The 22981-nt window shown below is 67.7% G+C and carries 24 protein-coding genes; 11 read left to right on the top strand and 13 right to left on the bottom strand.

The features are described 5' to 3' along the window. Positions 1 to 42 precede the first annotated feature (42 nt). Positions 43 to 927, bottom strand: coding sequence for a phenylalanine 4-monooxygenase (gene phhA, locus ACSQ19_RS07305; protein WP_435995832.1), 885 nt, complete (start codon positions 925 to 927; stop codon positions 43 to 45). Positions 928 to 1056: 129 nt separating this feature from the next. Between phhA and ACSQ19_RS07300 the strand changes: the two genes are divergently transcribed. The 3 genes from ACSQ19_RS07300 (at position 1057) to ACSQ19_RS07290 (ending at position 2571) form a co-directional block, all read left to right on the top strand. Beyond that, complete coding sequence (locus tag ACSQ19_RS07300; protein ID WP_093489029.1) at positions 1057 to 1539, top strand: Lrp/AsnC family transcriptional regulator; 483 nt, start codon at positions 1057 to 1059, stop codon at positions 1537 to 1539. Between the two features lie 61 nt (positions 1540 to 1600). After that, complete coding sequence (locus ACSQ19_RS07295; RefSeq protein ID WP_299344779.1) at positions 1601 to 1903, top strand: putative quinol monooxygenase; 303 nt, start codon at positions 1601 to 1603, stop codon at positions 1901 to 1903. A gap of 53 nt (positions 1904 to 1956) precedes the next feature. Beyond that, positions 1957 to 2571, top strand: coding sequence for an HD domain-containing protein (locus tag ACSQ19_RS07290; protein ID WP_435995829.1), 615 nt, complete (start codon positions 1957 to 1959; stop codon positions 2569 to 2571). Positions 2572 to 2647: 76 nt separating this feature from the next. Here the strand turns inward: ACSQ19_RS07290 and ACSQ19_RS07285 are convergent, their stop codons facing one another. Further along, complete coding sequence (locus ACSQ19_RS07285; RefSeq protein ID WP_435995827.1) at positions 2648 to 3682, bottom strand: patatin-like phospholipase family protein; 1035 nt, start codon at positions 3680 to 3682, stop codon at positions 2648 to 2650. A gap of 74 nt (positions 3683 to 3756) precedes the next feature. Continuing rightward, the gene (locus ACSQ19_RS07280) at positions 3757 to 4713 is read right to left on the bottom strand and encodes an AraC family transcriptional regulator (protein ID WP_435995825.1); all 957 of its coding nucleotides are present in this window, start codon (positions 4711 to 4713) and stop codon (positions 3757 to 3759) included. Positions 4714 to 4887: 174 nt separating this feature from the next. Between ACSQ19_RS07280 and bufA2 the strand changes: the two genes are divergently transcribed. The 5 genes from bufA2 (at position 4888) to ACSQ19_RS07255 (ending at position 9833) form a co-directional block, all read left to right on the top strand. After that, positions 4888 to 5190, top strand: a complete 303-nt coding sequence (bufA2, locus tag ACSQ19_RS07275) for a BufA2 family periplasmic bufferin-type metallophore (protein WP_296278680.1) — start codon at positions 4888 to 4890, stop codon at positions 5188 to 5190. A gap of 25 nt (positions 5191 to 5215) precedes the next feature. Next, on the top strand, positions 5216 to 6061 hold the full coding sequence (gene bufB, locus ACSQ19_RS07270; RefSeq protein ID WP_435995822.1) for an MNIO family bufferin maturase: 846 nt from the start codon (positions 5216 to 5218) through the stop codon (positions 6059 to 6061). Beyond that, the gene (locus ACSQ19_RS07265) at positions 6058 to 6822 is read left to right on the top strand and encodes an HvfC/BufC family peptide modification chaperone (RefSeq protein ID WP_435995820.1); all 765 of its coding nucleotides are present in this window, start codon (positions 6058 to 6060) and stop codon (positions 6820 to 6822) included. Before bufB ends, ACSQ19_RS07265 begins: the two co-directional genes overlap by 4 nt. Positions 6823 to 6840: 18 nt before the next feature. Further along, a complete protein-coding gene (locus ACSQ19_RS07260) occupies positions 6841 to 7305 on the top strand; it encodes a DoxX family protein (RefSeq protein WP_435995818.1) in 465 nt (154 codons plus the stop codon). A gap of 239 nt (positions 7306 to 7544) precedes the next feature. Beyond that, positions 7545 to 9833: a TonB-dependent receptor gene (locus tag ACSQ19_RS07255; RefSeq protein WP_435995816.1), complete on the top strand. Its 2289-nt coding sequence runs from the start codon at positions 7545 to 7547 to the stop codon at positions 9831 to 9833. Between the two features lie 280 nt (positions 9834 to 10113). Here ACSQ19_RS07255 and ACSQ19_RS07250 read toward each other — a convergent pair whose 3' ends face one another. Both ACSQ19_RS07250 and ACSQ19_RS07245 read right to left on the bottom strand, forming a co-directional pair. Beyond that, entirely contained in the window at positions 10114 to 10899 is a 786-nt protein-coding gene (locus ACSQ19_RS07250; RefSeq protein ID WP_435995814.1) for a rhomboid family intramembrane serine protease, read from the bottom strand. 90 nt (positions 10900 to 10989) lie between these two features. After that, positions 10990 to 11949, bottom strand: a complete 960-nt coding sequence (locus ACSQ19_RS07245; protein WP_296278686.1) for a TerC family protein — start codon at positions 11947 to 11949, stop codon at positions 10990 to 10992. 243 nt (positions 11950 to 12192) lie between these two features. Here ACSQ19_RS07245 and ACSQ19_RS07240 point away from each other — a divergent pair, with 243 nt between their 5' ends. Together ACSQ19_RS07240 and ACSQ19_RS07235 are read left to right on the top strand one after the other, a co-directional pair. Beyond that, the gene (locus ACSQ19_RS07240) at positions 12193 to 13362 is read left to right on the top strand and encodes a class I SAM-dependent rRNA methyltransferase (protein ID WP_296278687.1); all 1170 of its coding nucleotides are present in this window, start codon (positions 12193 to 12195) and stop codon (positions 13360 to 13362) included. 2 nt (positions 13363 to 13364) lie between these two features. Then, on the top strand, positions 13365 to 14033 hold the full coding sequence (locus ACSQ19_RS07235) for a 3-keto-disaccharide hydrolase (RefSeq protein WP_435995812.1): 669 nt from the start codon (positions 13365 to 13367) through the stop codon (positions 14031 to 14033). A 135-nt stretch (positions 14034 to 14168) separates the two neighbouring features. Here the strand turns inward: ACSQ19_RS07235 and fabV are convergent, their stop codons facing one another. Both fabV and ACSQ19_RS07225 read right to left on the bottom strand, forming a co-directional pair. After that, positions 14169 to 15386, bottom strand: coding sequence for an enoyl-ACP reductase FabV (gene fabV, locus ACSQ19_RS07230; RefSeq protein ID WP_299344749.1), 1218 nt, complete (start codon positions 15384 to 15386; stop codon positions 14169 to 14171). Between the two features lie 157 nt (positions 15387 to 15543). Next, positions 15544 to 16980, bottom strand: a complete 1437-nt coding sequence (locus ACSQ19_RS07225) for an amino acid permease (protein WP_296278690.1) — start codon at positions 16978 to 16980, stop codon at positions 15544 to 15546. Between the two features lie 194 nt (positions 16981 to 17174). Between ACSQ19_RS07225 and rmuC the strand changes: the two genes are divergently transcribed. Next, a complete protein-coding gene (gene rmuC, locus ACSQ19_RS07220; protein WP_299344745.1) occupies positions 17175 to 18524 on the top strand; it encodes a DNA recombination protein RmuC in 1350 nt (449 codons plus the stop codon). 215 nt (positions 18525 to 18739) lie between these two features. On the opposite strand, the gene ACSQ19_RS07215 is transcribed toward rmuC, so the two are convergent. The 6 genes from ACSQ19_RS07215 to ACSQ19_RS07190 are packed head-to-tail and all read right to left on the bottom strand — an operon-like array spanning position 18740 to position 22823. After that, the gene (locus tag ACSQ19_RS07215; protein ID WP_435995809.1) at positions 18740 to 19750 is read right to left on the bottom strand and encodes an MlaA family lipoprotein; all 1011 of its coding nucleotides are present in this window, start codon (positions 19748 to 19750) and stop codon (positions 18740 to 18742) included. Positions 19751 to 19778: 28 nt separating this feature from the next. Beyond that, positions 19779 to 20081, bottom strand: coding sequence for an STAS domain-containing protein (locus ACSQ19_RS07210; protein WP_299344741.1), 303 nt, complete (start codon positions 20079 to 20081; stop codon positions 19779 to 19781). Next, entirely contained in the window at positions 20065 to 20727 is a 663-nt protein-coding gene (locus ACSQ19_RS07205) for an MlaC/ttg2D family ABC transporter substrate-binding protein (RefSeq protein WP_436000896.1), read from the bottom strand. Before ACSQ19_RS07205 ends, ACSQ19_RS07210 begins: the two co-directional genes overlap by 17 nt. 8 nt (positions 20728 to 20735) lie before the next feature. Continuing rightward, complete coding sequence (gene mlaD, locus ACSQ19_RS07200) at positions 20736 to 21278, bottom strand: outer membrane lipid asymmetry maintenance protein MlaD (protein WP_299344736.1); 543 nt, start codon at positions 21276 to 21278, stop codon at positions 20736 to 20738. Between the two features lie 4 nt (positions 21279 to 21282). Beyond that, positions 21283 to 22035: an MlaE family lipid ABC transporter permease subunit gene (locus ACSQ19_RS07195; protein ID WP_296278695.1), complete on the bottom strand. Its 753-nt coding sequence runs from the start codon at positions 22033 to 22035 to the stop codon at positions 21283 to 21285. Beyond that, positions 22035 to 22823, bottom strand: a complete 789-nt coding sequence (locus ACSQ19_RS07190) for an ABC transporter ATP-binding protein (protein ID WP_296278696.1) — start codon at positions 22821 to 22823, stop codon at positions 22035 to 22037. The genes ACSQ19_RS07195 and ACSQ19_RS07190 overlap by 1 nt, the downstream gene beginning before the upstream one ends. Positions 22824 to 22981: the final 158 nt, after the last annotated feature.

Below are 22981 nucleotides of genomic sequence, written 5' to 3'. Positions count from 1 at the left end.
CATCCGAACCGGAGAGGGAGGCCCGCGATTGTACGGCGCGGGTCAGACGTCGCCGCCGTCCGCCCAGCCTTCGCCCGTGCCGCGGTGGAACACGCGGTCGTCGACGTGCACGTCGCCGGCCGGGACGGCGTCCTGCGCGTCCAGCCGCGCATAGATCGGCGTGAAGTCCGGCGCGGTAGCGTTCATCAGCTGCTCGAAGCTGTCGATCACGAAGTAGGTCTTCTGGAACGTATCGATGCGGTAGCGCGTGCGCATGATCCGCTCCAGGTCGAAGCCGATGCGGTTGGGCGCGTCCGATTCCAGCGAGTACAGCGACTCGCCCTTCGACGAGACGATGCCGGCGCCGTAGATGCGCAGGCCGTCCGGCGTATTGATCAGGCCGAACTCCACCGTGTACCAGTACAGGCGCGTCAGGTGCTGCAGCGCGTCCGGTCCGATGCCGTGCGCCTTCACGCCGCCCTTGCCGTACGCCTCCATGTAGTCGGCGAACACCGGGTTCATCAGCAGCGGCACGTGGCCGAACAGGTCGTGGAAGAGGTCCGGTTCGGCGATGTAGTCGATCTGGTCCGGGCGGCGGATCCACCAGGTCACCGGGAAGCGGCGGTTCGCGAGGTGGTCGAAGAACTCCAGCTCCGGCAACAGCCCTTCCACGCCGACCAGCGTCCAGCCGGTAGTGGCGCGCAGCACCTCGTTGAGGTCGTCGAAGCTGGGGATGCGGTCCGGCGCCATGCCCATGGCGTCCTGTGCCTGCAGGAACTCGTCGCAGGCCCGGCCCACCAGGAGGGCGCGCTGGCGTTCGTACAGGGTGCCCCAGGTCGCATGGTCGTCGGCCGGGTACTGGGCCGGCTGGTCGACGATGGCGGTGGTGTAGACCGGCACGTAGCCCTTGTCGGTCTGCTGGTGCTCGACGCGGCGCGGCTCGTTCATGGGGCTCCCCGGGAAAACGCTGTGATCCGACGATCCTAGCGGCAGATCCACGCAACAGGCTTGCGAAGTTGCGCCCATGCCGATCAATGGCGCAATGAAATTGCATGAATGCGCTAGGATTCGCACGAAATGACCGAAGCCGCCTCCCTCGACCGCACCGACCTGCGCCTGCTGGCCCTGCTGCAGCGCGAAGGCCGGGCCACCAACGCCGACATCGCCGCCCAGGTGAACCTGTCGCCGTCGGCCTGCCTGCGCCGCATCCAGCGGCTCGAGGCGACCGGGGTGATCGCCGGTTATGCCGCGCGGGTCGACCCCAAGGCGGTGGGCCTGGGCCTGCAGGCCTTCGTGCGCGTGCAGCTGGAGCGGCACGACCCGGCCAGCGTCCAGCAGTTCGGCGATCGCGTGCAGGCCTGGGACGAGGTGGTCGCCTGCTACGCGCTCACCGGCGACATGGACTACCTGCTGCACGTAGTGGTGCAGGACCTGGAGCACTTCTCCCGCTTCCTGCTCGACAACCTGCTCAACGCCAGCGGCGTGGCCGACGTGAACTCCAGCTTCGTGCTGCGCGCGGTGAAGACCGACGGCGGCTTGCCGTTGTTGCCCAGGACCTGACGCGGACGATCCCTGTCCGCGACGCGTGCTACAACGCGCGCAATCTCCACGAGGACCCGCCATGTACGGACTGATCGGCAAGATGCGCGCCACGCCCGGCCAGCGCGATGCGCTGCTCGCGATCCTGCTGGAAGGCACCGACGCCATGCCCGGATGCCTGAGCTATGTCATCGCGCGGGATCCCGCCGACGCGGATGCGATCTGGATCACCGAGGTCTGGACCGATGCCGCGAGCCACAAGGCTTCGCTGTCGCTGCCGGCCGTGCAACAGGCCATCGCGAAAGCGCGGCCGATGATCGCCGGATTCGACAGCCACATCGAAACGGTCCCGGTGGGCGGGCAGGGGTTGTCATCGGTGCGGTGATCCATGGAACATTGATGCGCTGCGTCTACACGTCTTTCGTCCTAGACTGCGTCATGGACGTTTTCGCACCTTCCTGGCAACGCGCATGGACCGGCATCGGCGCGGTGGGCGAGGGCAACGCATTGTTCGCGCAGCTGATGGCGGCGTACGCAGAGCCGCAGCGCCACTACCACACGCAGCAGCACCTCGGTGAATGCCTGTCGGCGTTCGACGCTGTGCGCGCGCTGCCCGAGCACCCGGCCGAAGTCGAACTCGCGCTGTGGTTCCACGATGCGATCTACGACATCAAAGGGCATGACAACGAGCAGCGCAGCGCCGACTGGGCGCGCGATGCGTTGAGCGATGCGGGTGCGCCGACCGATGCGGCGCAGCGTGTGCACGACCTGGTGATGGCGACGCGGCATACCGCGGTGCCGTCGGGACGCGACGAACAGCTGCTGGTCGATATCGACCTGTCGATCCTCGGTGCGGCGCGTGCGCGCTTCGACGAGTACGAGCAGCAGATCCGCAAGGAATATGCGTACGTGCCGGGCTTCCTGTTCCGGCGCAAGCGGCGCGAGATCCTGAAGGGCTTCCTGGATCGGCCGGCGATCTACAGCACGCCGCACTTCCACGACGCGCTGGAAGCGAGGGCACGCGACAACCTGCGTCGCGCGACCCAAGCGTAGAGCCGAGCCTGCTTGGCTCTCCACGGCGTCAGGCATCGCGAAACGCGAGGCCAGAAGCAGCGGAGCAAGCGCCGCTCTACCGCTTTACGGGCTGACCGGCGGCATCGCACTTCACGTCGCGGCCGAACAGGCGGCCCAGGCGCGAGGGCTCTTCCAGGCAGCGCGGGTCCGGCTTCGGCGGCGCGTGCCTGGCCGCGTGCGCGGCGGTGCGCGTGCGCTGCAGTTCGGCGAGTCTGGCCTTGATCTGCGGCATCGCCGCCAGTGCGGCGCGTTCGCCTTCGAGGATGGCGTTGTTTTTCTGTTCGAAATCGGCCGGGCCGATGTCGTTGACCTTCGGACGGATGACGACGTCCGCGCGCGCCAGTTCCTGTTCGCCCAGGCGCTGGCCCATGATGCCGATGGACTGGTTGACGATGCCCAGCATGCTGCCGGGCTTGGTGCCGGGCGCCTTGGTGGAGATGTCCACGGCGATGACGAAGTCGGCGCCCAGCTGGCGCGCGGCGTCCACCGGCACCGGGCTCACCACGCCGCCGTCGACGTAGCTGGCCTTGCCGATCACCACCGGTTCGAACACGCCTGGGATGCTGCTCGACGCGCGCACCGCCTGGCCCGTGTTGCCGCGCACGAAGACGGTGCGTTCGCCGTTCTCCAACTGCGTGGACACTGCGGCGAACGGCTTCTTCAGCTGCTGGATGGTGCGCTTGCCGACCAGGTCGTTGACGTAGTCCTGCAGCTTCTGCCCTTGCACCAGGCCGCCGGAGAACAGGCGCACGTCACGGATCTTCGCTTCGTCCAGCGCGAAGGCCTGTTTCTGCATCTGGAACGGGTCCATGCCGCTGGCATACAGCGCGCCGACCACGCTGCCGGCACTCGTGCCGGAGACGATCTGCGGTTCGATGCCGTTGGCTTCCAGCATCTTGATGACGCCGATGTGCGCGAATCCCTTCGCCGCACCGCCCCCGAGCGCGATGCCCACCTTCGGCTTGGGCGCGGCGGGTATCGGCGACACCACCGCGGCGACCGGCGTGGGCCTGACGTTGTCGCCACCGCAGGCGACCAGCAGCAACGGGGCAAGCAGCAGGGCGGGGATCAGGCGAGCGGCAGGGCGCATGGGCGGCGAGTGGGCGGGACGGGTGCGCAGGATAGCGCCCCCTCGCGCAACCGCAGCCAACGACCACGCCCGGATCAGGACGCCCCGCCGGAACGGCGCCGCGCGTTGCCCGGACCCACGCCTTCGATGCGCTTGAAGAAGCGACGGAAGGCCGCCTCGCTGCTGTAGCCCAGCATCTCGGCGATGGCGGCGACGGAGAAGCGCCGGTTCTTCAACAGCCGGCGCGCCTCGGTTGCCCTCCAGTGCGACAGGTACTGGATGGGCGGCGTGCCGACGGTGGCCGAGAACAGCTCGGCGAACGCGGTGCGGGACATGCCTGCCTCCTGCGCTATCGACTGGATGGTCCAGTCCTCGCCGGGACGCGCATGGATGGCCGACAGCGCACGCGACAGGCGCACGTCGGTGAGCGCAGCGAGCAGGCCGCGCGGCTGCTCGGCCTGGCGCACGTACTCGCAGACCGCCATGGTGAACAGCGAGTCTGCGAGCTTGTTCTGCACCAGCTGGCGACCCCAGCGGCGTTCCCGACTGGTGTCGGCCAGCATCTGCGCGAGTTGCCTGAAGCCGGCGCTGCTGTCCTGGCTGCGGATCACGAACCACCGCGGCAGCGCGGCGAAGATCGGGTTGTGCGAGCCGGTGATGAACTCCAGCTCGCCGCACAGCATGCTGGTGTCGCCGACATCCGGCGCGTCGGGCAGATGGGGATCGGCCGACGACGAGAGCACATGGCGCACGCCGGCAGGAAAGACGATCAGGTCGCCGCGCTCGAGCAACACCGGCACGTCCAGCGCTTCTCCGGTGATCCAGCACTGCCCTTGGGTCAACAGGTGGAACTGCCCGTGGTGCGTCGCCGGCTCGCTGTCGTACCACGTTCCGCAGTAGCGGACATCCGCGGTGATCTCCACGCGCATGCGATAGGCGCCCAGCACGGTCTCGAGGACGGCGTCGCGGTCTTCGTGCTCCGCCAGGCCGGAGGCGGGGGTGGGCAAGGTGTCCATGGCGCCATCGTAGGCGACGGGGTGGATGCGGGCCATGACCGCGCGTCCGCCGATTCATGCGCGTGCGTCCGCCCGCACACCGCGCCGGACGATGGGGCATATCGCGGGAACGCTCGGGAATGGTCGCCGCGGATGCGGGACGGTGGAATGGCATGGCGTCCTGCGGCGCTCCGTCGACGACGCCTTCCCCAACTCCAACGAGGCTTTCCAATGAACACCACCAAGCTGTCCGGTCTGTCCGTCGCGGTCGCCGCCGCCGCCCTCTTCCTCGGTGCACCGATGGCTCATGCGGCCGAATCCGGGTCGGCCAAGGTCGGCCACTGCGTCGGCGCCAACGCCTGCAAGGGACAGGGCGCGTGCAAGAGCGCCTCCAACGCCTGTAAGGGCCAGAACGCGTGCAAGGGCCACGGCTTCACCGAATCCACGGCAGAGACCTGCAAGACGGCCGGCGGCAAGTTCGAGGCACCCAAGCCGCAGAAGAAGGCGGCCGATGCGAAGAAGGCCAACACCTGACGCCGCGCGCGAGCCACGACACGCCATGACCACGCCCCTTCAGGGTTTCGGCCTGGGCCTGCGGCCACAGCACTACGACGCCTTGCTCGCGGGCAGCGCGCGCGTGGACTGGCTGGAGATCCTCAGCGAGAACTACCTGGTCGACGGCGGCCGTCCGCTGTGGATGCTGGACCGGATGGCCGAACGCTGGCCCATGGCGATGCATGGCGTGTCGCTCGACATCGGCGGTAGCGATCCGCTGGACCGCGAGTACCTGCACGCGCTGGGCCGCCTGGCCCGGCGCGTGCGGCCACGGGTCGTGTCGGACCACCTGTGCTGGACCCGCCAGGGTGGGGTGCAGTTCCACGACCTGCTGCCCTTGCCTCAGAACGACGAAACGGTCCTGCATGTCGCCGCGCGTGTGCGGCAGGTGCAGGACATCCTCGGCATGCCATTGCTGCTGGAGAACGTGTCCAGCTACCTGCGCTTCGGCGACGACACGCTGGATGAAGCGCAGTTCCTCTCGGCGATCGTGGCCGAGAGCGGTTGCGGATTGCTGCTCGACGTGAACAACGTCTTCGTCAATGCGCACAACCATGGGTTCGATGCGGTGGCGTTCCTCGATCGCCTGCCGCCTGCGGCCGTCGGCCAGATGCACCTGGCCGGGCACAGCGAGGATGCGCGCGGCAGCGGCCTGCTGATCGATACCCACGACGCTGCGGTCCCCGACGGCGTCTGGTCGCTGTATGCGGACGCCGTGCGGCGCTTCGGCAACGTGCCCGCGATGATCGAGCGCGACGATCACATCCCTCCGCTGGACGCGCTGCTCGCCGAGCTCGATGTGGCACGCGCGGTCGCCGCAGGCGCGGCTGCGCAGGCGCGTGCGGCATGAGCCGGTCGATGGCCCTGGTCGACCAGCAGCGGCAGCTCGCGGGCTGGCTGCTGCGCCGGGATCCTGCGGAAGCGCCGCTCGTCTCCGATGCACTCCCGGCCCCTTCGTCGATGCGCCTGCGCGTGTATGCGGACGGCTACCGGTGGCGACTGGTGGAGGTGCTGGGCCACGACTTTCCCGCCTTGCGCGCCTCGCTGGGCGAGGACCGCTTCGATACGCTGGCCGAGACGTATCTTGCCGCCCATCCCTCGCGCCATCCCTCGGTCCGGCACCTGGGGCAGCACTTCCCACGCTGGCTGGCGTTGCGCGACGCGACGTCCGCCGATCTCGCGCGCCTGGAGTGGCAGCAGGGCGAGGTCTTCGATGCCGCCGATGCACCGGCATGCAGCATCGACGACGTAGCGGCGCTGTCTCCCGAGGCGTGGACGCGTCTCCGATTGCACGTGCACCCCGCGGTGCGCCGCCTGCGCCTGCGCAGCACCGCTGTCGCCGTGCTCGACGCCCATGCCCGGGGCCAACCCCTGCCCGCCCTGCGTCCGCAGGCACCCACGGCGTGGCTGCTCTGGCGCGTCGGGTTCGACGTCCATTGGCGCCGCCTGCCCCGCGACGAGGCGATGGCGCTGGTGGCGATCGAGCGGGGCGACGCATTCGCCGACTGGTGCGTGCGCCTGCCCGGCCGTTCGCCCGCCATGCGTGCCGCTCGCCTGCTGAAGCGGTGGTTGTCCGATGGCCTGGTGGCCGACCTGTCCTTCCCTGCCTGACTCTTCCTGGAGATCTCCATGCAAACCCTACCCGTGCATGTGCGTGCACTCGCCTTCCTCCATGACCACGAATGGATCGGCCCGTTGCTGGTGCGGCTGGTATTCGGCTACTTCTGGCTGGAGACCGGCTGGGCCAAGTTGAACAACCTGGCGTTCTTCACCGAACGCTTCGTCGAATGGGGCATCCCCTGGCCCGCGTTGAGCGCAACGGTCTGCGCGGGCACCGAATTCATCGGCGGCCTGCTGATGATGCTCGGGCTGGCGACCCGCCTGACCATGCTGCCGATGATCTTCAACATGCTGGTGGCGCTGGCCGTCGTCGTGCTGCCGGGCATCTCGACGCTCGACGAGTTCGTCGAGCTGGACGAGGTGCTCTACGTGGCGGTATTCGCCTGGCTGCTGTTTGCCGGACCGGGCCGCGCCAGCCTGGACCACCTGATCGCGCGACGCGGTGCACAGCGCGATCCCCTGGCGGCGTCATAGCCGTCGGGTCCGCCCTCCGCCGGTCGGACGGGGACATGCGTGGGCTCCCGTTCCGCCGACCGCGAGGCGGGCGAGGCGGACGGGGCGGCAGGGGGTGGAAGACCGCCCCTTGTGGCAGCCAGGCCGGAGCTCGTCGGAAACGGGACTTCCGGCCATTGCCCCCGTTGTTGCTGTAATGCAACATTCGCGTGCTAGCGCCGCCGCGCGCCCCGAATCCCACCCACTCGGAAAGCCACGCCATGTCCCCAGTCCGCCCGGCCGCCGTCCGGCCGCACCGCCTCGCCTTTGCCATCGCCGCGCTGCTGCCCTTCGGCACCGCCCTCGCCCAGGACGCCGCCTCCCCGGCAGAGAAGGACGCCGCCACGCTCGACACCGTGCAGGTCACCGCGCAGCGCAAGGTCGAGAACATCCAGGACGTGCCCGTCTCCATCAGCACCGTCAACGGAGAGCAGCTGGGCGTGCTGGCGTCCGGCGGCACCGACATCCGCTTCCTGTCCGGCCGCGTGCCCAGCCTGAACATCGAATCCTCGTTCGGCCGCGCCTTCCCGCGCTTCTACATCCGCGGCTACGGCAACACCGACTTCCGCCTCAACACCTCACAGCCCGTGTCGCTGGTGTACGACGACGTGGTGCAGGAAAACCCGATCCTGAAGGGCTTCCCGCTGTTCGACCTGGAGCAGGTCGAAGTGCTGCGCGGCCCGCAGGGTTCGCTGTTCGGGCGCAATACGCCGGCCGGCGTGGTGAAGTTCGAATCGGCCAAGCCGTCGCAGGAAACCAGCGGCTACGGCAAGGTCGGCGTGGGCAGCGACAACATGTGGAACGTCGAAGGCGCCGCCGGTGGCGCGCTGAGTCCGAACTGGTCCGCGCGTGCGTCGGTGCTCTACCAGCGCCGCGACAACTGGGTGGAAAACACCTATCCGGGCCCGAGCGACGGTTTCGAAGGCTATGACGAATCCGCCGGCCGCGTGCAGTTCCTGTACGAAGGCGACGGCTTCGAAGCGCTGCTCAACGCGCATGCCCGCAAGCTCAACGGCACCGCGCGCCTGTTCCGCGCCAACATCATCGACCCGGGCACCAACAACTTCGTCCCCGGCTTCGACGAGGACAAGGTGTCTCAGGATGGTCTGAACTATTCCGAACTGGAGTCGCAGGGTGCCAGCGCACGCCTCAACTGGGACATCGGCGACTACAAGCTCTATTCGATCACCGGCTACGAAAGCGTCGAGACGATCAACCGCGGCGATATCGACGGCGGCTACGGTGCGGTGTTCCTGCCCGATTCCGGTCCGGGCGTGATCCCGTTCGCGTCGGAAACCGCCGACGGCATTCCCGACCATTCGCAGTGGACGCAGGAGTTCCGGATCGAATCCGAATACGCCGGTCCGTGGAACTGGCAGGCCGGCCTGTTCTACTTCAAGGAAGACTACCAGGTCGAAAGCTTCAGCTACGATTCGTTGAACAACAGCGCACAGGATGGTTACCAGCGCATCCGCCAGACCAACGATGCCTGGGCCGTGTTCGGCGCCGCGACGTGGCAGGCGACCGACAGGCTGGAGCTGCGTGCTGGCCTGCGTTACACCGTCGACGAGAAGAAGCTGACCGTCGAGGATTACTGGAACACCGGCTTCGCGGCCTGCGTCCTGGCCGGCAAGTGCACGCTGGCGCAGCTGGCCGCGCTGGAGCCGGATGGCGATCTCTCCGCCTCACCGGAAGACAAGAAGTTCAACTGGGACCTCTCCGCCACGTATGCGGTCAGCGATGACGTGAATCTGTATGCGCGTGCCGCGACCGGCTTCCGCGGCAGCAGCATCCAGAGCGCGGGTGCGTTCAACGCCAAGTCCGTCGCCGGTCCGGAAACCGTCACCTCGGTCGAGACCGGCATCAAGGCGGATTTCTGGGACAAGCGCGCGCGCCTGAGCGCCGGCGTGTACTACTACCGGGTCAAGGACCAGCAGCTGACCGCCGTCGGCGGCGCCGCCAACGCGAACATCCTGCTCAATGCCGAGAAGACGGTGGGCAAGGGCTTCGAACTGGACATGCAGGCGTACGTGCTGGACAACCTGCTGCTCACGCTGGGCAGCAGCTACAACGACACCGAGATCCAGGACAACGATCTCGCCGTTGCCGTGTGCGCCGCCTGCACCGTCACCGATCCGCGCAACACCGGCGGCCTGGCACTGATCGACGGCAACCAGCTGCCGCAGGCCCCGAAGTGGGTGCACAACCTGACCGCACGCTACAGCGTCGGCCTGGGCGACGGCAGCGAGCTGTACGTCTACACCGACTGGGCCTATCGCAGCGAAGTGAACTTCTTCCTGTACGACTCCATCGAGTTCACCGGCAAGTCGTCGCTCGAAGGCGGCCTGCGCGTGGGCTACGGCTGGGGCTACGGCGACTACGAAGTGGCCCTGTTCGGGCGCAACATCACCGACCAGCGCCGCATCGTGGGCGGCATCGACTTCAACAACCTGACCGGCTTCATCAACGAGCCGCGCACGGTAGGCGTGGAGTTCAGCGCGAAGTTCTGATCCGTACAAGCGCGTGATTGGCACACGGGCGCCGTGGGGCGCCCGTGTTGTATGTAGCGTGCGCCGCGCGCACGACCTCATGATCCCCGGGCAACACCGCAGTCGTGCGCATGGCGCACGCTACGTGCACGAGCCGTGCCTCGTGGGAGCGACGTGAGTCGCGAAAGGGCGCGATCCCTCATTCGCAAGAAGAAAAGGCAGACCAATATGGCCTGCCTTTTCCTTGTGCCTCATCGACAGCAGACCTCCTTCGCGACTCACGTCGCTTCCACAGGAAGCGTCAGGACGTGGGTGGCTCGCGAGGCGGGAAACGCAGTACCACGCCGCGCTGCGCTTCTTCCGCAGGTTCGGGGCGCACCCACAGCAGCGGCACTTCACGCGGCGCCGGCAATTCGAGTTCGTCGTCGCTGCGTGCTGCCGCTTCTTCTTCCTCGATCTCCCAGCTGTACTTCTTGCGCGGCAGTTCGGGGTCCAGGCGACGGAACAGGAAGGCGGCGATCAGGCCTGCCACCGCGCCACCCAGGTGCGCCTGCCAAGACACGCCGGCCTCGCGGGGCAGGATGGTGAGCACCATGCCGCCGTAGAACAGGAAGGCGATCATGCCGGCGGCGATCGCGGCGCGGTCGCGACGCAACAGGCCGAGCATGAAGATCATGAACATCAGGCCGTGCGTCAGTCCGCTGGCGCCGAGCGTGTGCGTGCCGGGATCGGCCAGAAGCCAGGGCCCCAGGCCGGAACCCAGCCACACCAGCGGGATCGCCCACAGCGTGGCGCGCGGATAGACAGCGCCGGCCAGCGTGCCGAGGATCAGCAGCGCGGAGGCATTCGCGGCGATGTGCTCCAGCGACCCATGCAGCAGCGGTGCGGTGAGGATCCCGAGCAGGCCTTCCACCGACAACGGCGCAATGGTGAAGGCCCACACGTCGAAACTGTTCTGTGCCGAGTACACCATGGCCAGCACCAGCACGAAGGCCAGGCTCAGGTTGAGCGCGCGCAACAGGCGCTTGCGGTCATAACGCCGCTGGGTATCCGGGTCGAACGCCGGGTCGTCGGGATGCAGGTCCATGATGCAGTTCTGGCGGCGTCCGGCGCGAATGCAAGCCCGCGCCGCGATGGACAGACCATCCCGCGGACGGGATGGTCTGCCGCGCAGGCCTCAACCGGCCGGTTCCGCCTTCTGCGGGCGTGCCAGGCTCAGCACGATGGTGACGCCCAGGATCGCCGCCACGGTGCCCAGCGCCCACGGCACCGGGATCTTGTAGAGATCGATCAGCAGCATCTTGATGCCGATGAAGCCCAGTACCACCGCTAGGCCGTAGGGCAGCAGGTGGAAGCGGTCGGCCATGCCGGCCAGCAGGAAGAACATCGCGCGCAGGCCCAGTACCGCGAACACGTTCGAGGTCAGCACGATGAACGGGTCCGAGGTGATCGCGAAGATCGCCGGGATGCTGTCCACCGCGAAGATCACGTCGGTCACGCCGATCAGCACCAGCACCACGAACAGCGGGGTGAACCAGCGCACGCCGTTCTCGCGCACGCTCAGCCTGTCGCCGCGGTAGCCGTCGGTGAGCTTCAGGTGCTTGCGCATCCAGCGCAGCGCGGGGTTCTTCTCCAGGTCGGGTTCCTTGCCGGCGGCGAACCACATCTTGATGCCGGTCAGCAGCAGGAACGCGCCGAAGAGGTAGAGCAGCCAGTGGAACTTCGCCAGCAGCGCGGCGCCGGCAAAGATCAGGATGCTGCGCAGGACGATGGCGCCCAGGATGCCGATCACCAGCACGCGCTGACGCTGTTCCTCAGGCACCGCGAAATAGGTCATCACCATCAGGAAGACGAAGATGTTGTCGACCGCCAGCGCCTTTTCGACCAGGTAGCCGGTCAGGAACTCCAGGCCCACGCGGTTGGCTTCCACCAGGCCGGCCGTCTCGTTGACGTACCACCACAGGCCGCCGTTGAAGGCCATCGCCAGCGCGATCCAGCCCAGGCTCCACCACATCGCTTCCTTGAACGTCACCTTGTGCGCGCCGCCATGGCGCATCAGCACCAGGTCGACCAGCAAGGCGATCACCACCAGGCCGCCGAAGCCGGCCCATAACCAGGGGTTGCCAATCGTTTCCATCGAGATTCCCGAAAAAAGTGGAGGACGGCCGCAGGCGCGGACATCTCGGAACCGGGAAACGGGGATCCGGGGTATGCCTTCGCCATCGCGGCGAAGGTCTCGCTCACAGCCCAGTGGGCTGCCGTGGGACCGGAGCATCGCTGCTCGAAATGACGGCCGGCACGTTTGGGAGCTACTCCCCTTCTGTGGCGAATTGTCCGGACGGTGGCCGGCCGGGTCAACCGGGCGGGTAAAATGCCGTTCATGAATACGCCCAACCCGACCGTACGCCTGAAGAACGCCTGGCGTTCCAGCCACCCGTGGATCTTCCAGAAGCTGGTCGAGAAGCCCGCCGCCAAGCCCAAGTCCGGCACCCTCGTCGAGGTGGTCGGGGTGGACGGCGAATGGATCGGCCGCGGCTTCTACAACGGCCACTCGCGCATCGCCGTGCGCATCCTGGAGACGCATCCGGACATCCCGGTGGATGCCGGCTGGTTCTCGCGCAAGATCGCCGACGCGGTCTCGCTGCGTCGCGACGTGCTGAAGCTGGACGCCATCAGCGACGCCTGGCGCGTCGTGCACAGCGAAGGCGACGGCCTGTCGGGCCTGGTCGTGGACCGCTACGGCGACCTGATCGTGGTGGAGTTCTTCGCGGCCGGCATGTTCCGGCATCGCGAATGGATCTACGAGGCGCTGCGCGAGCAGTTCCCCGGCTGCCGCTTCCACAGCTTCGCCGACGAGCACGTGCAGAAGCAGGAAAGCTTCGACTTCCACGGCAACACGACCACCGAAGCGGCCGTCATCACCGAGTACGGGGTGAAGTTCCGCGCCGATCCGGCGGGCGCGCACAAGACCGGCTTCTTCGCCGACCAGCGCGAGAACCGCGAGTGGCTGAGCCAGCAGGTGGACGGCAAGACCGTGCTGGACCTGTGCTGCAACACCGGCGGCTTCGCCGTGTACGCCGCGGCACGCGGTGCGACCGAGGTCGTCGGCGTGGACATCGACCAGGACGTCATCCAGATCGCCAAGGGCAACGCGAAGCTCAACAACGTGCGGCCGAAGTTCGTGCAGGCCGACATCTTCCCGTACCTGCGCGATGCGGCGAACCGCGGCGAGCAGTACGACGTGGTGATTCTGGACCCGGCCAAGATGACGCGAGACCGCGAGCAGGTGATCGCCGCGCTGAAGAAGTACCTCGACATGAACAAGCTCGCGCTGGGCGTGGTGAAGCCCGGTGGCCTGTTCGCCACGTTCTCGTGCACCGGACTGGTCAGCGAGGAGCAGTTCCTCGACATGCTGCGCCGCGCCGCGTATTTCTCCGGCCGCACGATCCAGATCCTCAAGGTCGCCGGCGCCGGCCCCGACCATCCCTTCATGGCGCACGTGCAGGAATCGCGCTACCTGAAGGCGGTGTTCTGCCGCGTGGTCGACTGAACATGCGCGGCCAGCGGGTCATTCCGATCCTGCTGGCTACGCTGATGGCGGGTTGCGCATCGGCGCCCGAGGCGCCCTGGCATTCGCTGGCAGAGGCGGGCCAGTGGCGCAGCGTCGGCGCTTCTGCGCTGGACGCGCGCTGGCAGGTCCGCGACGGCGAACTCGTGCTGACCGCTGCCGGTGGCGGCGACATCATCAGCGTCGATACCTACGGTGACTTCGAGCTGGAGTGGGAATGGCGCGTGCAGCTGGGTGGCAATAGCGGCCTGTTCTATCGCGCCGTTGACGCGTCGCCGATCTGGGCGCGGGCAGTGGAGTACCAGCTGCTCGATGATCGGGCCGCCGAGGATCGCATCGTGCCGAGCCACCGTGCCGCGGCGGTCTACGACCTCGTCGCCCCTGCGCGCGATGTGCTGCGTCCCCTCGGGGAGTACAACCACGCGCGCATCGTCGCCTGCGGTCCGCGCGTGGCGCATTGGCTCAACGGTGTGCGTGTCGCGACCTACGACCTGGACAGCGATGACTGGACACGTCGCGTCGCCGGCAGCAAGTTCGCCGATCAGGCAGAGTTCGCCAGAGCGCGTCGCGGCCACCTCGGGCTGCAGGACCATGGCAATGCCGTGTACCTGCGCAACATGCGTATCCGCGCCCTTGGCCGGAGCTGCTCATAGGCGTTGTTGTGGGAGCGACGTAAGTCGCGATGACCCTGTGCAGCGATCTGCCATCGCGACTTACGTCGCTCCCACAGACAAGACCTACACAAAAGGCGGGCCGAAGCCCGCCTCGTCGTGCGCCACACTGAGCGATCAGTTTTCCGGCGACAGTTCGATGCAATCGAACTTCACGTCCGGGTCCACGTCTGCGTCGTAGTCCACGTCGCTGCGCTCGAAGCCGAACAGCTTCAGGAACTCGTGCTTGTAGTTGGCGTAGTCGGTCAGCTGGAACAGGTTCTCGCTGGTGACCTGCGGCCACAGGGCCTTTGCTTTCGCCTGTACTTCCGGCTTGAGCTCCCAGTCGTCCAGGCGCAGGCGGTTCTCGTCGTCGGTCTCGGCGGGTGCACCGTCGGCGCGGTACATGCGGTCGCGATACAGGCGGTCGAGCTGCTCGATGGTGCCTTCGTGCAGGCCCAGTTCCTTCATCACCTTGAAGACGATGCTGATGTACAGCGGCATCACCGGGATCGCCGAACTGGCCTGCGTCACCACCGACTTCAACACGGCGACGTTCGCCGTGCCGCCGGTCTTCTTCAGGCGTGCATCGAGGCGTTGCGCGGTCTGGTCCAGGTCGACCTTGGCGCGTCCCAGCGCACCGTGCCAGTAGATCGGCCAGGTGATGTCGGTGCCGATGTAGCTGAAGGCCACCGTGCGCGCGCCGTCGGCCAGCGCGCCGGCCTTCTCCAGCGCATCGATCCACAGTTCCCAGTCCTGCCCGCCCATCACGGTGACGGTATCTTCGATCTCCTGCTCGGTGGCCGGCTCGATCGTCGCCTGGGTGATCTGGTCCTTGTTGGTGTCGATGGCCGTGGACGTGTAAGGCGCGCCGATCGGCTTCAGCGCCGAACGCTTCACTTCGCCCGTGGCAGGCAGCTTGCGCACCGGCGAGGCGAGCGAATAGACCACCAGGTCCACCTGGCCGCCCATCTCCGTCTTGATCAGCTCGATGACCTTGGCGCGCGCTTCGTCGGAGAACGCATCGCCGTTGATCGAGCGGCTGTACAGGCCGGCGTCCTTCGCCGCCTTGTCGAACGCGGCGGAGTTGTACCAGCCCGCGGTGCCCGCCTTCTTCTCGCTGCCGGGCTTCTCGAAGAACACACCCAATGTGTCCGCGCCGAAGCCGAATGCCGCGCTGATGCGCGCCGCCAGGCCGTAGCCGCTGGACGCACCGATCACCAGCACCTTCTTCGGCCCATCGTTGCGCACGCCCTGCGCGCGCGTGGCGGCGATCTGGTCGCGCACGTTGAGCGCGCAGCCGAGCGGATGGGTGGTGGTGCAGATGAAGCCGCGGACTTTGGGATGGATGATCAACGTGGTAACCCGGGGGATGGTGTGCCTGCGCGGCATCTTAGTGCCGCGGGCGTCGGGAATGAAGCGTCGGCACTGCAGACGCATGCGTATGGACGCGCTGTGCGCACGACCCGGATCGTCTTGGGATGCTGCGTTCGTGCGCATGGCGCACGCTACGTCATGCGTCGCCGCCCTTCGCGAGCATGCTGTTGCGGCGGCTGTAGGCGAGATAGACGACGATGCCAACCACGTTCCAGATGAGGAACCACAGTTGCGTGCGGTGCGGCAGGCTCCAGAACAGGTACAGGCAGCCTAATATGGCGACCGGACCGACCACCCAGGCCAACGGCGTGCGGAACACCCGCGGCCGGTTAGGTTCGCGCTTGCGCAGTACGAGCAGGCAGACACCCACCGCGACGAATGCGGCCAGCGTACCGGCGTTGGCAAGCGCGGCGATTTCATCCAGCCGCGCGACGCCGGCCAGCGCCGCGACCAGCACGGCGGTGAACACCGTGATCGCCACCGGCGTGCCGGTGCGCGGATTGACCTTCGACAGGCTGCGCGGCAGCAGGCCGTCGCGCGACATGACAAAGAAGATGCGGCTCTGTCCATAGAAGAACGCCAGCAGCACGGTCGGCAGCGCGACGATGGCCACGATGCCGATCACCAGCGCAGCGGTGCCGTGGCCGAGCTCGCGCATGATCAGCGCCAGCGGCTCGGCGCTCTGGCCGAACACGGTGTAGCTGAGCGCGCCCACGGCCGCCACCGCGACCACCAGGTAGATCAGCGTGCAGCCGACCATCGAGCCGATGATGCCGATGGACAGGTCGCGGCCGGGATTCTTGGTCTCTTCGGCCGCGGTGGAAATCGCATCGAAGCCGTAGAACGCGAAGAAGATGATCGCCGCCGCCGCCATCACGCCCCGTTCGACACCGTCGGTCCCGATCGACTTCGGGAAGCCATATGGCATGAATGGCTGCAGGTTGTCCGGATTGAACGCCGGCAGCGCGACCGCGATGAACACCGCCAGGGCGATCAGCTTGAACACCACCAGGATCGCGTTGAGCGTCGCGCTCTCGCGCGTACCGGCGATCAGCAGGCCGGCGACGGCGAAGGTGATGACGATGGCGGGCAGGTTGATCACGCCGCCGGCGTGCGGACCGGCCGCCAGCGCCGCGGGCAGGGTGACGTTCCAGCCGAAGTTCTGCTGCACCCATTCGAGGAAGCCGACGAAGTAGCCGGACCACCCCACAGCCACCGTGCTGACGACCAGCGAATACTCCAGGATCAGGCTCCATCCCACGATCCAGGCGATGGATTCGCCCAGCACGCCATAGCTGTACGTGTAGGCGCTGCCGGCAGCCGGCATCATCGTCGACAGCTCGGCATACGCCAGCGCCGCACAGGCGCAGACCACGCCTGCGACGACGAAGGAAATCAGCACCGCCGGGCCGGCCTTTTCCGCACCGACACCGATCAGGGTGTAGATGCCCGTGCCGACGATGGCGCCGATGCCCAGCGCGACCAGATGCGGCCAGCTGAGCGTGGGGACCAGCCGCCGGCCTTCTTCGTGCTCGGTGATCCGGTCGATGGATTTGCGCCGTAGCCAGGTCATGGAGGGTCCTCGGAGTGCGTCAACGGAACAGCGCGCGGGCGAAGCGCCAGCGCAGGCGGGATGCGGGGGTGATCGGGCACCAAGCCTCGACCGACCGCAGCCTAAGCGGCCCACCCCCGCGCTGGCAATCGGCGGCGCACCACGCGCACTCCCGCATGCTCAGGGGCTGAGACGCCAGCGGCTACACTGTCCGCATGGATTCCCAGACCCTTCTTTTCCTCCTCCTGGTCCTCGTCGCCATCGCCATCGTGCTGCTCGCGGTGCTGGTGCTGCGCCGTCCGGAGGCACGCATCGGCGACCTGCTCGAGCGCGCGTTGCGCGATGAACAACGCGAGGGCCGCAGCGAACTGCGCGAACAGCTCGAGGGCCTCTCGCGGGCGCAGGAGGTCCGCATCGACGGTTTCGCGCGCAGCCTGGCCGATCTCAGCACCCGTACCGACCAGCGCCTGGACGTACTGCGCGATACGCTGAGTGAGGACGCGCGCAAGGGTCGCCTGGAGGCCTCCGAGTCGCAGCAGCGCTTCGCCGACACACTCGGCCAGCGATTGAACGAATTGACCCAGCGCAACGAACAACGCATCGGCGAGATGCGCACCACGCTGGAAGGCCGCCTGAAGGAACTGCAGGCCGACAATGCCCAGAAGCTGGAGCAGATGCGCGCGACGGTGGACGAGAAGCTGCAGGCGACGCTGACTCAGCGCCTGGACGCGTCGTTCTCGCTGGTGTCCGAACGGCTGGAAGCGGTGCAGCGTGGCCTGGGCGAAATGCAGCAGCTGGCGACCGGCGTCGGCGATCTCAAGCGCGTGCTGACCAACGTCAAGGACCGTGGCGGCTGGGGCGAAGTGCAGCTGGAGAACCTGCTGGAGCAGGTGCTGACGGCCGAGCAGTTCTCGCGCAGCGTCAAGGTCCGCCCCGACAGCAACGAAGCGGTGGATTTCGCCATCCGCCTGCCCGGTCGCCAGGAGGGCGACGTGCCGGTCTGGTTGCCGATCGACGCCAAGTTCCCGCGCGAAGACTACGAACGCCTGCTCGACGCGCAGGAACGCGGCGACACCGAGGCGATGCGCCTCGCCGCCACGCAGCTGGAGCGTGCGATCAAGGTGCAGGCGAAATCGATCAACGAGAAGTACGTGGTGCCGCCGCATACCACCGACTTCGCGGTGCTGTTCCTGGCCACCGAAGGGCTCTACGCGGAAACCATCCGCCGTCCCGGCCTGGTGGATGCGCTGCAACGCGACCATCGCATCGTCGTCGCCGGACCCACCACCCTGGCGGCGCTGCTCAACAGCCTGCAGATGGGCTTCCGCACGCTGGCCATCGAAAAGCGTTCCAGCGAAGTACGCGTGCTGCTGGGCGCGGTGAAGACCGAGTTCGGAAAGTTCGCGACCGTGCTGGAAAAAGCCAACAGCCAGCTGGACACGGTGCAGAACAGCATCAAGCAGGCCGGCGTGCGCACCCGTGCGATCGAGCGGCAGCTGCGTGGTGTCGAAGCATTGCCGGGTGAGGAAAGCCAGAAGCTGCTGGGCGGCGACGAGGCGGAGTGAGGCGTCGCGTGTTGTCCCTTCTCCCCGCCTGCGGGAGAAGGTGCCCAACGGGCGGATGAGGGGCGGGCGCGGTTTTCATCCATGCGCTGGATCTTTCCCGCTTCGTTTGCCCCTCACCCGCCTTCGGCATCCTCTCCCCGCTGCGCAGGGAGAGGGAACGCCCAAAAGAAAACGGCGCCGCAGGCGCCGTTTTCATTGATCGCTACCTGTCAGCCTCAACCGCCGCCGCTGATCTCCGGCATCGGCATCGCGTCGGCCGGCACGGTCGGGGTGTTCTCGTCCTGCAGGTACTCCGGCAGCTCGTCTTCGGTCGACTGCTTGGTGCTGCGATGGCTTTCGATCTGGTAATTGCGGCGCTGCAGCCACGAGTCGCGGACCAGCGCGTAGTCGTCCACCGCACCATCGCGCAGGCTGTCCAGTGACAGCAGTTGCGCACGGGTATCCACCAGGTTCAGGCCCTGCAGGAAGATGCGCGTCTTGTCGTCCTCGATCTTGCTGACCGGACTGAGCGGCATGTCGCCGGCCAGGCCCAGCACGTCGCGTACGGTGCGCGGGCCGAAGAACGGCAGCTCCACGTAGCGCGAGCGCTTCCAGCCCCACGTGCCCAGCGTCTGCCCGAAATCCTCGCTGCGGCGCTTCATCTTCAGGTCGCTGGCGGGGTCGAAGATGCCGCCGATGCCGACCGTGGAGTTGAGCAGGAAGCGGCCGAAGGTCTGCGTGGCGTCACGCGGACGCCCCTGCAGCAACTGGTTCACCATCGTCAGCGGCTGGCGCAGGTTGTCGAAGAAGTTGCCGACGCCCAGGCGCACGGGGCGCGGCACCGCCGCCACATAGACACGGGCCAGCGGCCGTGCGACGGCGCGGTCGACGACATTGTTGAAGGCGTGCACCTTGCGGTTGAACTTCTCCCACGGGTCGTAGGCAGTCGGCGACTGCGCCGGTGCGGGCAGCGTGGGATCGGCGACCGGATCGTAGGCGCCCTGGCCGTAGATGGCGGCGAAGTCGTCCTCACCTTCCGACGCGGTGGCGGTGTCGGCCGCCGGTGCGGGGGCATCGATACTGGCGGGATCGATCGGTGGCACGGGCGGCAACGGAGCCGACGCCGTGGCGGTACTGTCGACAACCACCGCATCGGCCGGCGCAGCCGTCGAAGAGGGGGGAGCCGACGCACAGGCGGTCGCCAGGGCGGCCAGCAGGACGACGGTGCTGAGGCGGAACAGATTCATCCTGATTCCTGCAAACGGCGGGGTGGGGTTATGCCGGGAAATCCAGTTCCGGCGTCAGGCGATACGCGGCTTGGAGATCGGCCAGGCCAGCGGGCTGGCCTTCGAAACGCGGGGTGATACCACTGGCGTGCAGGCGCGCGGCCAGCGCCGACAACAGTGCCAGCCCGGCGCTGTCGACGGTAGTGACGTTGGTCAGGACGATGCGTTGCGCCCCGGCGCACTGCGCCGAGGCCTGTGGCCACAGCACGGCGGCCGCGGCGCGGTCCAGCGCGCCCGAGAACAGCAGCGCGTCGCCGTCCCGCCGGACGCCGGCGTCAGTTGCCGCCGGCACTACCGTTGACCTGCAGCTTGCCGGACTTCAGGTCCGCCGCCACCTGCGCGATCGACTTCTGCCGCAGCGGGGTGTCGAACTGGGTCTTGAACGTCTGAACGAAGGACACGCCTTCCGGCAGCACGTCGAACACCTTCCACTGGCCGCCCACGTTGCGGGCATAGAAGGTGATCGGAGTGACCGTCTGGTCCGCCTGTACGAACTCGGTGTCCACCTTCACGCCGCGGCCGCCGGGCAACGGCGACTCGGACTTCACCCGCACCTTCAGGCGCGCGTTGAAGTCGGCCAGGCGCGCCCCGTAGGCGGACAGCAGGCGCTCGGTCAGGGCCTGGCCGAACAGTTTCACGTCGGCGTCGGAGGCGCCACGACCGTGCACGCCCAGCACGAGGCGGGCAGCATAGTCGCCGTCGAACAGCGTGTTGAACTCACCGGTGACGAACTGGCGCAGCGCCGCGGGATTCGACTTGAACTCGGCGCGGCGCTGATCGAGCGTCGTCAGGATGCGCGTGCTGCTGGCCAGCACGACCTGGCTGGCGGTGGCCTGCTTGGCCGCGGTGGCCGGCGCGGCAGCCTGGGCGAACACGGCGACGGGCGCGGACGCCAGCAGCGCGGCCGACAGCACGACGGAGAGCAGGGAGGGCTTGATGAGGGTCTTCATGGGGTCGGTCCTTCCGTAACGGGGGGCGCGGCGGTCTCGCCGCTGGCCGGGGGTTCCCCGGAGCCTGCACCGGCATTGTTGGTGCCGCCGCTGAACATGTACTTGCCGGCCAGCTGCAGCAGGTCCACCGCCGGCTGGGTGAAGGCGATTTCCTCGCCGGGCTTCAGCACCTCGGGATCACCGCCCGGCGACAGGCCAATGTAGTTCTCGCCCAGCAGGCCGCTGGTGAAGATGCCGGCGGCGGTATCGGCCGGCAGGTCCTTGTAGCGGTTGTCGATGGACAGCGTGACGATGGAATCGAACTTGACCGGATCCAGCTGGATGTCGGCCACCTGCCCGATGACCACGCCCCCGATCTTCACCGGCGCCTGCTTGCGCAGCTGGCCCAGGTTGGAGAAGCGTGCGCTCAGCTCGTAGCTGCCGCCGCCCACGCCGAAGCGCTTGTTGGTGGAAGCCAGTGCCAGTACCAGCAGCGAGGCCAGGGCCAGCAGCAGGAAAGCACCGACGGCGAATTCGAGGCGGGGTCCACGGACGGACATGGGGTCAGCTCCTGAACAGCAATGCAGACATGACGAAATTGAACATCAGCACCAGCAGCGAGGCGTTCACCACCGCGCGGGTGGTGGCTACCGACGTGCCTTCGATGGTCGGCTCGGCGTGGAAGCCCACGTAGGCCGCGACCAGCGCGGCGGTGCCGCCGAACACGGCCGACTTCAGCAGTGCCACGCCGAAGTCGTCCCAGAAGTCCACGCTGTTCTGCAGCGCGGACCAGAAGGTGCCGTTGTCGAGGCCGAGCACGTGCACGGCCTCGAAGTAACTGGCGCTGATCGCCAGCGAGCAGAAGAAGCCGGTCAGCAGCGGCACCGTCAACACGGCGGCCCAGAAGCGCGGCGCCACGGCCTTCGCCACCGGGTCGATGGCCATGAGTTCCAGCGCCTTGATCTGGTCGGTGGCGCGCATCAGGCCCAGTTCGGCGGCGATGGAGCTGCCGGCGCGGCCGATGAACAGCAGCGCGGTCAGCACCGGGCCCAGTTCGCGATAGAGCGACAGGCCCAGCAGTGTGGACAGCGCATCGCTGGCGCCGAACGTGGTCAGCGTGCGATAGCCCTGCAGCGTCAGCACCAGGCCCACGAACGCACCGCCCACGGCGATGATCGGCAGCGAGCGGCCGCCGATCTTGTAAATCTCGCGGGTCAGCTCGGCGAAGAAGTCGCGGGTCGGCGCCGAGGCGCGGAACACCGACAGCGAGAACAGGCCGGCGCGGCCCAGCGACCGGGTGGCGGCGACGAAGGGCATCAGGCGGCCTCCCCGCGCTTGACCGCATCGAACGCGATGGGGCCATCCGGCTCGCCGCGCAGGAACTGCTTCACCAGCGGGTCCGAGGTGGCTTCCAGCTCGGACGGCGTACCCGAGAACACCAGTCCGCCATTGGCGATCACCACCGCCTGGTCGGCGATGGGCAGGGTTTCGTGCACGTGGTGGGTCACGATGATGCTGGTCAGCCCGAGGGTGTCGTTGAGGCGCTGGATCAGGCTCATGATCACGCCCGAGGCGATCGGGTCCAGCCCGGTAAGCGGCTCGTCGTAGATCATCAGCGGCGGGTCCAGCGCCAGCGCACGGGCCAGCGCCACGCGGCGCGCCATGCCGCCGGACAGCTCGCGCGGATAGGCGTCGGCAGCGGCGCGCAGGCCGACCGCATTCAACTTGAAATCGACCAGCCGGCGGATCAGCACGTCCGGCAGCTTCGTATGCGTGCGCAGCGGCAGCGCCACGTTCTCGGCGACCGTCAGGTCGGTGAGCAGGCCGTTGCCTTGCAGCAGCACTCCGATCCCCTTGCGCATCTCCAGCAGCGCGCGGCTGCGGTGCGGCACGGGCTGGCCGAACACCTCGACCGTACCGGCGGCAGGCGGGAGCTCGCCGGTCAGCGCCGCAAGCATGGTCGACTTGCCGCTGCCCGACGGGCCTAGCACCGCGGCGATGCTGCCCCGGGGCACGGTCAGGTCGATGTCGCGCAGGATGGTGCGGCCGCCGCGATCGAGGCGGAGGCCGGACAGGTGCACGGCAGGGGCGTCGGCAGGCGTCATGGGCGTCGTCGGCGGACCACAGGCGGGTTAACGGAAAAACAACGGCGTAGCTTCGCGGCCAGCGGCTGAACATAAACCGTACCGCGCAGTTTGATTATTGTGGCATCCGCGTCGTCGCCGCGCGCACGGCCGTGCGGGATGCTGTGGCCCAAAGCGCC

The sequence above is a fragment of the Pseudoxanthomonas sp. LjRoot127 genome (assembly GCF_964253495.1).
Classification (GTDB): domain Bacteria; phylum Pseudomonadota; class Gammaproteobacteria; order Xanthomonadales; family Xanthomonadaceae; genus Pseudoxanthomonas_A.
Note: the sequence above shows the minus strand (reverse complement) of the source record. Positions and strands in the feature narration are given on the sequence as shown.

Coding starts and splice junctions, on each gene's coding strand:
- phhA (WP_435995832.1), bottom strand. CDS start 927: ATGAACGAGCCGCGCCGCGTCGAGCACCAGCAGACCGACAAGGGCTAC.
- ACSQ19_RS07300 (WP_093489029.1), top strand. CDS start 1,057: ATGACCGAAGCCGCCTCCCTCGACCGCACCGACCTGCGCCTGCTGGCC.
- ACSQ19_RS07295 (WP_299344779.1), top strand. CDS start 1,601: ATGTACGGACTGATCGGCAAGATGCGCGCCACGCCCGGCCAGCGCGAT.
- ACSQ19_RS07290 (WP_435995829.1), top strand. CDS start 1,957: ATGGACGTTTTCGCACCTTCCTGGCAACGCGCATGGACCGGCATCGGC.
- ACSQ19_RS07285 (WP_435995827.1), bottom strand. CDS start 3,682: ATGCGCCCTGCCGCTCGCCTGATCCCCGCCCTGCTGCTTGCCCCGTTG.
- ACSQ19_RS07280 (WP_435995825.1), bottom strand. CDS start 4,713: ATGGCCCGCATCCACCCCGTCGCCTACGATGGCGCCATGGACACCTTG.
- bufA2 (WP_296278680.1), top strand. CDS start 4,888: ATGAACACCACCAAGCTGTCCGGTCTGTCCGTCGCGGTCGCCGCCGCC.
- bufB (WP_435995822.1), top strand. CDS start 5,216: ATGACCACGCCCCTTCAGGGTTTCGGCCTGGGCCTGCGGCCACAGCAC.
- ACSQ19_RS07265 (WP_435995820.1), top strand. CDS start 6,058: ATGAGCCGGTCGATGGCCCTGGTCGACCAGCAGCGGCAGCTCGCGGGC.
- ACSQ19_RS07260 (WP_435995818.1), top strand. CDS start 6,841: ATGCAAACCCTACCCGTGCATGTGCGTGCACTCGCCTTCCTCCATGAC.
- ACSQ19_RS07255 (WP_435995816.1), top strand. CDS start 7,545: ATGTCCCCAGTCCGCCCGGCCGCCGTCCGGCCGCACCGCCTCGCCTTT.
- ACSQ19_RS07250 (WP_435995814.1), bottom strand. CDS start 10,899: ATGGACCTGCATCCCGACGACCCGGCGTTCGACCCGGATACCCAGCGG.
- ACSQ19_RS07245 (WP_296278686.1), bottom strand. CDS start 11,949: ATGGAAACGATTGGCAACCCCTGGTTATGGGCCGGCTTCGGCGGCCTG.
- ACSQ19_RS07240 (WP_296278687.1), top strand. CDS start 12,193: ATGAATACGCCCAACCCGACCGTACGCCTGAAGAACGCCTGGCGTTCC.
- ACSQ19_RS07235 (WP_435995812.1), top strand. CDS start 13,365: ATGCGCGGCCAGCGGGTCATTCCGATCCTGCTGGCTACGCTGATGGCG.
- ACSQ19_RS07225 (WP_296278690.1), bottom strand. CDS start 16,980: ATGACCTGGCTACGGCGCAAATCCATCGACCGGATCACCGAGCACGAA.
- rmuC (WP_299344745.1), top strand. CDS start 17,175: ATGGATTCCCAGACCCTTCTTTTCCTCCTCCTGGTCCTCGTCGCCATC.
- ACSQ19_RS07215 (WP_435995809.1), bottom strand. CDS start 19,750: ATGAATCTGTTCCGCCTCAGCACCGTCGTCCTGCTGGCCGCCCTGGCG.
- mlaD (WP_299344736.1), bottom strand. CDS start 21,278: ATGTCCGTCCGTGGACCCCGCCTCGAATTCGCCGTCGGTGCTTTCCTG.
- ACSQ19_RS07195 (WP_296278695.1), bottom strand. CDS start 22,035: ATGCCCTTCGTCGCCGCCACCCGGTCGCTGGGCCGCGCCGGCCTGTTC.
- ACSQ19_RS07190 (WP_296278696.1), bottom strand. CDS start 22,823: ATGACGCCTGCCGACGCCCCTGCCGTGCACCTGTCCGGCCTCCGCCTC.